Here is a 574-nt window from a genome sequence, read left to right as displayed (position 1 = left end):
CGGGCGGGTGCCGACCGTGTTCCAGCCGCACGCCTGGTCGTTCGAGGCGGCGGGCGGGGCCACCGGACTGCTCGCCCTCGCCTGGGAGCGGCTGGGCGCGCGCTGGGCGTCGCGGCTGGTGTGCGTCAGCGAGGCCGAGCGGCGGACCGGTGAGCGGTCGGGGATCGGGGGCCGGTGGAGCGTCATCCCCAACGGCATCGACCTGGACGGCTTCCACCCGGCGCCGGCGGGCACCGTACGGGCCGGGCTCCCGCTGCTCGACGAGGCCGGGCCGGCGGCGCCCCTCGTGGTCTGCGTCGGGCGGCTGTGCCGGCAGAAGGGACAGGACGTCCTCCTGGAGGCGTGGCACGAGGTGACCCGGCAGGTGCCCGACGCGCGCCTCGTACTGGTCGGCGACGGTCCGGACGCGGGGACGCTGCGGGCCCGGGCCCCCGGGTCCGTGCTGTTCGCCGGAGCCGTCGCCGACCCGGCGCCCTGGTACCGGGCCGCCGACCTGGTCGTCCTGCCGTCCCGCTGGGAGGGCATGGCGCTGGCGCCGCTGGAGGCCATGGCCTGCGGGCGGCCGGTCGTGGTC

1 protein-coding gene is annotated in these 574 nt (G+C 78.6%); it reads left to right on the top strand.

The features are described 5' to 3' along the window. Window positions 1–574 (top strand): glycosyltransferase (locus tag HO151_RS04905; protein ID WP_173894885.1); only part of this gene is annotated, 574 nt, incomplete at both ends.

Source organism: Streptomyces sp. 8P21H-1 (assembly GCF_013302945.1).
This window is presented reverse-complemented; position numbering and strand designations above follow the sequence as displayed.